The following is a 7,372-nucleotide window of genomic DNA, read 5'->3' on the forward strand; positions in this document are numbered from 1 at the left end:
ACTCCTGAATGTCCCGACGTGGAATACGTTAAGTATTTGAATCTTATGGAAAGTTTGATGTTTTTCAACCCGATATTGGAATCGTTGCTGTTCGAGAGCAATGCGGCAAACGTCACTGAAATTTTTCTCTGGCTGACTTTGATTGGATTTCTACTCTCGGCCTTCCTCGCTTTTGTGGGTAAAGGACAGCGATTCGTCAGCGAAACCCCAACCCTTCTCACTTCGCTCGGAATCCTCGGCACCTTTGTCGGCATCGTGGTCGGGCTTATGCATTTCGACCCGCAGAACATCGATGGCAGTATTGCTAATTTGCTTGATGGTCTGAAAACCGCATTCATCACTAGTCTTGTTGGAATGGGTTCAGCCATTTTTTTCAAGATTTTAATCACAACCCCTCTGCTGTCATCAAAGCGCGAACAGGAGGATATCAGCGGCGCAGGACCAGAAGACATTCTGCGTGCTTTGCTGGATCAAAATAGCCACTTTGACCAACTGCGTGTTGCGATTTCCGGGGCAGAAGAAACCAGCCTTGTCGGGCAGTTGAAACTATTGCGAACCGATCAGACGGATCATCACAAAGAATCGCTACGTCACCTGGATGATTTTCGAACTGCTGTTTCAGGCACGGAAGAAACCAGTCTTGTCGGACAGTTCAAATTACTGCGGAGTGATGAGCATGACCGCCATAAGGAAACGATGCATGCCATCAAAGAAGATCGTGATCGGCTCGACAACTTTGCGCAGAAACTCTGGGAGGAATTGGATGAATTTGCAGAAATGCTCTCCAAGTCGGCCACTGAGCAAATGATGAATGCTCTCAAAGAAGTGATCGCTGATTTCAACAAAAACCTCACCGAGCAATTTGGCGAGAATTTTAAGGCGCTGGATGCATCTGTACAGAAACTGGTTCAGTGGCAGGAAAACTATCAAGCACAACTGGAGCAGATGTCAGCTCAATATGCACAGGCTGTTGAAGCCATCACTAAAACTGAAGCCTCGGTCGCGCATATCTCGGATGAATCTCAACAGATTCCGGTTGCGATGGAAAAGCTCAAAGCTGTCTTGCTGGTGAACCAGCACCAGCTTAGTGAACTTAAAAATCATCTGGAAGCATTCCGCGACATGCGAGATAAAGCGGTTGAGGCCGTTCCCCAGATTCGTGAGCAGGTCGAACAAACAGTCAAGGATGTGGCTGCATCTGTGCAAGCCGCCAGTACACATTATACCACCTTACTTGATCGCTCTGAGCGGTACATTCAGGCGCATGACGAAAAAACCCATGCCTTCCTAGAAAAGCTGGTGCAAACAGCCGATGAGGGAATAGGTAAGGTGAAATTAGGATTAGAAAGCAGCGCAAACGATGTTAAAGCGGCCATTTCTACGAGCGCCGATGCGCTGGCAAAGGATGTGAAGAGTTTGCTTGCTGATACCACAAGCGAAGTCACGAAAACAGTTACTGTGGCGAGTGACCATTACAGTAAGCTGCTGGAAAAATCTGATGCTTACATTCAGGCGCACGACAAAAAGAGCCAAGAACTGTTGGATCGCTTTGTGACAGCAACGGGTAAAGGTATCGAGAAAGTCAAGGAAGGTCTCGAAAGTAGCGCCACTGCCGTCAAGACGGCAATCTTGACCGGAGCTGAAGAGTTCGATAACAGCGTGCAGCGTTTGCAAGGCAATCTGACCAGCACATCAGATCAAATTGCTGCTCAGAGCGAAAAGATCCGTCAACAGTTGCAGGACACCTTCAAGGAAGTCAATGAACATGTTCGTGTGATGCTAGCCACGTTATCTGACGAATCAAAATCGCTTTCAAAAACATTAAAAACGACAGGCGAGCAGGTCCAGCGCGATACACAGGAAACACAGAAACAGGTCGCGGAAAGCATCAAACAGATGCAGAGCCGACTTGAAAGCTCCCTAAATGAGGTGTTTGAGGTGCAGGCTCGCTCAATGAGCCGCGCCGCAGAAGGGCTTGAAGATCATATGAAAAAAGCGATCCTGAAGACAGGAGAGGGTGTAAATACACAACTTTCTGCCATTGATCAGGCGATGCAAAAAGAAATTGACCGCGTAATGATGGAGATGGGACGAGCATTAGCGCAGATTGCCGGTCAGTTTACACAAGACTACATGAAGTTGGTAAGCGCCATGCAGCAAGTGGTTGAAGCGCAACCAAGGCGGATACCATGAGCAATGCGTCGGATCGAACCTTTGGTCGCTCAACAGGTGCGCGTGATAGCGGAGAGCACTGGCTTTCAGTTTCTGATTTGATGGCCGGATTGATGATGGTTTTTCTTTTTGTGTCTATCGCACTCATGAGGGACGCGATGGTCGAGCGAGATAAAATCAGGGAAGTTGCTGTCGCCTATCAGGAGAATCAAGTCGAGCTTTATCAGGCGCTGGTCGATGAATTTAAAAATGATCTGAAAGAATGGGATGCAGAGATTGAGAAAGAAACGCTTTCGTTTAAATTTAAGTCTCCAGATGTGCTGTTCGATACTGGAAAAATATCTCTTAAACCTGCATTTCAGGATATCCTGAAAGATTTTTTCCCGCGCTATCTAAGCGTGCTGATGCTATTTCGCGATTCGATTGATGAGGTTCGAATCGAAGGTCATACCAGTAGCGTTTGGAATCATCAAACGACGAAAGACGAGGCTTATTTCAAAAATATGGAACTGTCACAAGGGCGTACGCGCTCTGTTCTTTTGTATGTTTTCGGGCTACCCGGTATTGCTTTGGAGCGGTCATGGGTCAGAGAACATGTCGCGGCAGTCGGTTTTTCGTCTTCGCGTTTGGTGAAGAATGATGATGGTAGCGAAGACCTCGAGCGGTCACGTCGCGTTTCGTTCCGTGTGATTACAAATGCGGAAACTCAGATTCGTAAAATTCTTGAAAATTGATTTTTGAATTATGCGCCTGACCGTCGATTTCTCTGCATTGCATGCCGCTGTCAGAAAAATGGGAGCGGAGAATCTGAGGCCGGATTTTTCTCTTGAAAAAAACTCAGGTGTACTTGATCCGATTGACATTGCTCTTTCAGGAGAAGGGATCGAAGTTGAGCTAAAAGATGTCAATATAAAATCGGGCCTCCTTTCGTATCGGGGAAGGCAGGTTTTGTTATATATTCAAGATCATGGGCAAAGGATTTATTCTGTTTTGGAAGATCCGGAAAAGGGGAATAAGTACCATATAGCAAATTGCCGAAAACTTGTGGAAATGCGAGAAAGAGGTCGATTTGAACGATATGTGGCTACAAATGTGCTTACAGGATCTTTTTTGATATCTGGGATGGATTACTATACAGGTAAAGAATTTAAAGGTGAGGCCGCGCTTAAAGTATGCAAATATTGCTTGGGGCATCTTAACTATCAAGGGTATCGCCAAGGGAGCAGAAGTCTAATTTTTTCTCAATTTTCAATTGATGATTTTTTTGCCGCTTACAGTTCTTTTTTTCCTTATATGCCGAGAAGGAAGGCCGGCGACAAAGATGGTGCATATACCGATGATTGGCCAATTATCTCAGGACAATATAAAGCTGACCAAGGCTTTAAGTGCGAGTTGTGCGGCGTCGATCTTTCCAGCGATAAGAAACTGCTTCATACCCACCATAAAAATGGCGTAAAAACTGACAATCAACGATCCAATTTCCAGGCTTTGTGTGTTGATTGTCACCGGAAGCAGCCCGCTCACGAAAGAATGTTCGTGCGCCATGAAGATATGCAATTGATAACCCGGTTACGCCGCGAGCAAAATCAAGACAGGCGGCGTTTGAACTGGGATGACATATTCGAGCTTGCTGATACTGGTGTTCATGGTGTTCTGCATCTGTGTCGCGCAAAAAATATGTCTGTTCCCGTGGTTGGTCACGTGATCAAAGATCCAAGTGGAAGCGTCGTGGCGCAGCTTGAATTGGCATGGCCGCTTAAAAAAATCGGTGTCGCGATTGCCGACAAGGATCTTGATGTCGCCCGCCAACAGGGTTGGCAGGCTTGGTCGATGATCGATGCGTTGGAACAGTTTTGATCGATGAAAGGCGTTTTTCGCGGGAGATCGCCGATAATTTCGGCGTACACTACTTCACCGTCAGTCGAGCCGTGCGCCGGCTTGAAAACGGGATTGAATCGCCAGTGGACCTACCCACCAAGCCGAAGGGGGCTTGATTGATCGGGGGCAGCTAAATAGTGACCCCGACGTCGATTTTTGGGAGCGGAGGGCGTGCTCAGCCTTTGAGCCAGTCCTCACGCGAAATCCCTGCCTGTCGCTGCCTGTCGGAGGGTGCTGCGGGGGGAAAGGGGGGAAAAGGGGACGGATTTATTTGCACGCAAGAACGTTTCTTTGAGATACCGAAGATATCGAAAGTAAATTCGCTTCCTTTCCCTCGGTCCACTTTTCCCGCGCACAGTAACGGTATGGTTCGTGGACAGTCGATTTCGCGACGCTCAGCCCATCTTTGGATGTCCTTTGCGGTGACTTTCAACCGTAGACTTCATCGTGCGTCCCGATATCGAGAAGGACGATCTCCCGTTCCGTGACCTTGAGCAACAGCGTCAACCGATAGCTGTAGGTCAGGCTGACCGCCTGCATTCCTTCCAGCTTGCCGGTGAGGGGATGCAGCTTCAGCCTGGGCCGGAAGGGATCTTGACTGAGATCGTCCAGGGTGTCTCGAAGCGCGGGACGGAGATCGGGGTGCTTACGCAGAAACTTGCGAGCCCGTCGCTCGAAGTGCTGGGTCGTCACGAGCGCGAAGCTCATGCTTCGTCTGCATCGAGCGCATGCATCAGTGAATCCGCATCCGAGTAACGGCGCGTTCGACCGGCCTCGAGGTCGGCCAGCGAGGCGCGGAGACGTTCCCTCGCTGCTTCCTGCTGTGCCTCCTGCAGTTCGGCATAGGCGGCTTCGGTCAGCACGACATAGCTCGGGCGATTGTTCTTGATGATATGTACAGGGCCGTTGTGAAGCGCCTCGTCCACGGCTGCGATTCCACGGCGCTTGATCTCTTGGGCTGGAATGCTGTTCATGATCTTTCCTGATACTGAAATCGATACCAATTCGAGCACTGCTAGAGGTGCGCGTCAAGGTCGCTATCGATTTCCTGCGTGTCGGCAAATTGAGCAAAATGCAGTCGTCGGAATCGCTAGCGTGGGCGACAGGAATCCGCGTATCGCCGTCACTCTGCAAGGGTACCGAGGGTGCAGGATGCCTCGATGCATCCGACCTTATAGCAGGCCGCACGTATCTTTCCGCAACGGGTCTGCGCTCGCTTCGGCGCCTTTTCCGCTGGCGGACGGTTACACGGAAGGGGCCTGCAATCGAGCTTCGATCTGCGCCGCGCGGAGTTGGAATCGCGCGCGGCGATCAAGCGCGAGGTGGTCCCTCGTGAGGCGGCTTGAGATCGAGCGCGAGCGCTCGCTTGGCCTCCGCGCGCCCCTCAGAGATTGAATCGCTGCACCAGCGTCTCCAGCGCCTTGGAGCGTTCGACCAGGGTGCGATTGATGCGTCCGTCTTGCTCCATCGCTTGACTGCTCTGCTCCGCCAGTTGGTGGATCCGATTCATGCTGCGGCTGATCTCGGCGGCGACGGCGCTCTGTTCGTGCGCGGCGGTCGCGATCTGTTCGCCCATGTCGTTGACGCCTCCGACGCTCGCGCGGATGGCCTCCAGGGCCTTCCCGGCCTCTGCGGCCTGGCTCACGCATGCATGGGCCTGGGCGCGGCTCTCGTCGATGGCCTCCGAGACCTGGTGCGTGGCCTTCTGCAATCCGCTGACGATGGCCGCGATCTCGCGCGTCGACTCCTGGGTGCGGTTCGAGAGGTTGCGCACCTCGTCGGCCACGACCGCGAATCCACGACCGGCCTCGCCTGCGCGGGCGGCCTCGATCGCGGCGTTGAGCGCCAGCAGGTTGGTCTGTTCGGCGATTCCGGCGATGGTCTCGATCACCTGCCCGATGCTGGCACTGCCTTCCTCCAGACGCTTGATGACGGGCTCCATGTCGCGCATCTGCGCGCTGAGGCGATCGATCGCCTCGGAGGTCTCGGTCACCTCTCGGATTCCTTCGGAGGTCTGGGTTTCGGTCTCCTGAAGGAGGTTTCGGGTGGACTCCGCGTGCTGCGCCACCTCATGCGCGGACGCGGCCATCTCGGTGCTTGCCGAGGCGATCTGGTCGGTCTCCTGCTGCTGCGAGCGCGCCATGTCGACGGTCTGTTCGCTCGCGCTTAGGAGCTGAACCGCCGAGTCGTCGAGCTCGTTCGCGGTGAGCCTGACCTCCTGGATGATGCCGTGCAGGGTCTCGGTGTGGTGGTTCAGCGCCTTGAACAAGGTACCGATCTCGTCGTCGCGCTCGATCTCTATGCGGAGCCTGAGATCGGTCTCCATGTGTCCGAGACGGGCCACTGCCCGCTTGATCGGACGCGCGACATAGCGATTCACCGTCCAGCCGATCACCACGGAGAGTCCGAGCATCAGCAGGATCAGGATCGCCATCAGCACCCAGGCGATCTGGGTCGCGGCGGCGGTGCGTTCCTCGACGAATTTCAGAGGCTCGCCAATCAGATGGGTGCCGATCCGCTTGCCCTCGGCATCGACCACGGGCTGCGAAACCACCAGCCAGTCGGGCGTCACAAAGGTTGCACTTTGATCCAAGAGGGCGAGATCGATTCCGCGCACGAATGCGAGCGCCTTGTCGTTGAACCATTTGTCGTTGGCGAGGATGTAGTCGCCGATCCGCGTGTTCTTCGCGAGCGAGGGATTCCCGGTCCGGAGGCGGGCGTCGAGCAGCATTACGTAGTTGAGTCCGTCTGCCTGGAAATTGCGGCTGACGCTGCTGACCCCCTGGATGACCTCGAGGCTGCCCAGATAGCGATCGCCGTCGAACACCGGCGCGAAGCCATGGATGTTGACGCCCAGCGGGCTGAGGTCGAGCAGCGCGAACGGCTGCTTTTCCTCCAGCATGCGGCGCATCGTGGGGCGTCCACGCAGGTCGTCGCCGAAGGAATCGGGCGCCCAGCTGCGTAGCAGCGAATGCCCGTCGGCGGTGTGCAGATGGAAGCGCAGATTGTGGTATTTGGTCGATTCGCGATACAAGCGGGTGATGCGTCGAAGTTCTTCGATACCTTGTTCGGGCGACGTCTGGCCGAAGAGTTCGATGATCTTCGGGCTTTGGGCCAAGGCGACCGAGCTGGCGATGCCGACGTCCTGCTTGGCCAAGAGTCGTTCCTCGAGGGTCAGCCGCAGCGTTTGAGCGCAGTTGGCGATGATGTCCTCGGTCAGTCGCGACTTCACCCATTGCAGGGAGAAAAAGCCGAGCAGGATGAAGAAGCCGCCTGACAGTGTGACGATCAGCGTCAGGCGTCGTTTGAGGGATAGTGCGCG

Annotated in this window: 6 protein-coding genes; 3 read left to right on the forward strand and 3 right to left on the reverse strand. The window is 53.5% G+C overall.

The window, feature by feature from the left end:
- The first annotated feature begins 57 nt into the window (after positions 1-57).
- The 3 genes from ACFSJC_RS04170 to ACFSJC_RS04180 are packed head-to-tail and all read left to right on the forward strand — an operon-like array spanning position 58 to position 4,029.
- A complete protein-coding gene (locus tag ACFSJC_RS04170; RefSeq protein WP_386023646.1) occupies positions 58-2,193 on the forward strand; it encodes a MotA/TolQ/ExbB proton channel family protein in 2,136 nt (711 codons plus the stop codon).
- The gene (locus ACFSJC_RS04175) at positions 2,190-2,906 is read left to right on the forward strand and encodes an OmpA/MotB family protein (protein ID WP_386023649.1); all 717 of its coding nucleotides are present in this window, start codon (positions 2,190-2,192) and stop codon (positions 2,904-2,906) included. Before ACFSJC_RS04170 ends, ACFSJC_RS04175 begins: the two co-directional genes overlap by 4 nt.
- A 10-nt stretch (positions 2,907-2,916) precedes the next feature.
- A complete protein-coding gene (locus tag ACFSJC_RS04180; RefSeq protein WP_386023652.1) occupies positions 2,917-4,029 on the forward strand; it encodes an HNH endonuclease in 1,113 nt (370 codons plus the stop codon).
- 450 nt (positions 4,030-4,479) lie between these two features.
- Here the strand turns inward: ACFSJC_RS04180 and ACFSJC_RS04185 are convergent, their stop codons facing one another.
- The 3 genes from ACFSJC_RS04185 to ACFSJC_RS04195 all read right to left on the reverse strand — a co-directional run.
- Positions 4,480-4,758 (reverse strand): type II toxin-antitoxin system RelE/ParE family toxin, encoded by a 279-nt coding sequence (locus ACFSJC_RS04185; RefSeq protein WP_386023655.1) that lies wholly within the window; start codon positions 4,756-4,758, stop codon positions 4,480-4,482.
- On the reverse strand, positions 4,755-5,024 hold the full coding sequence (locus ACFSJC_RS04190) for a type II toxin-antitoxin system Phd/YefM family antitoxin (RefSeq protein ID WP_386023658.1): 270 nt from the start codon (positions 5,022-5,024) through the stop codon (positions 4,755-4,757). The genes ACFSJC_RS04185 and ACFSJC_RS04190 overlap by 4 nt, the downstream gene beginning before the upstream one ends.
- A gap of 410 nt (positions 5,025-5,434) precedes the next feature.
- On the reverse strand, positions 5,435-7,372 hold a 1,938-nt coding region (locus ACFSJC_RS04195), incomplete at its 5' end, for a methyl-accepting chemotaxis protein (protein ID WP_386023661.1).

Origin of the sequence: Thiorhodococcus fuscus, from assembly GCF_042682685.1 — a bacterium.
GTDB classification, from domain to species: domain Bacteria; phylum Pseudomonadota; class Gammaproteobacteria; order Chromatiales; family Chromatiaceae; genus Imhoffiella; species Imhoffiella fuscus.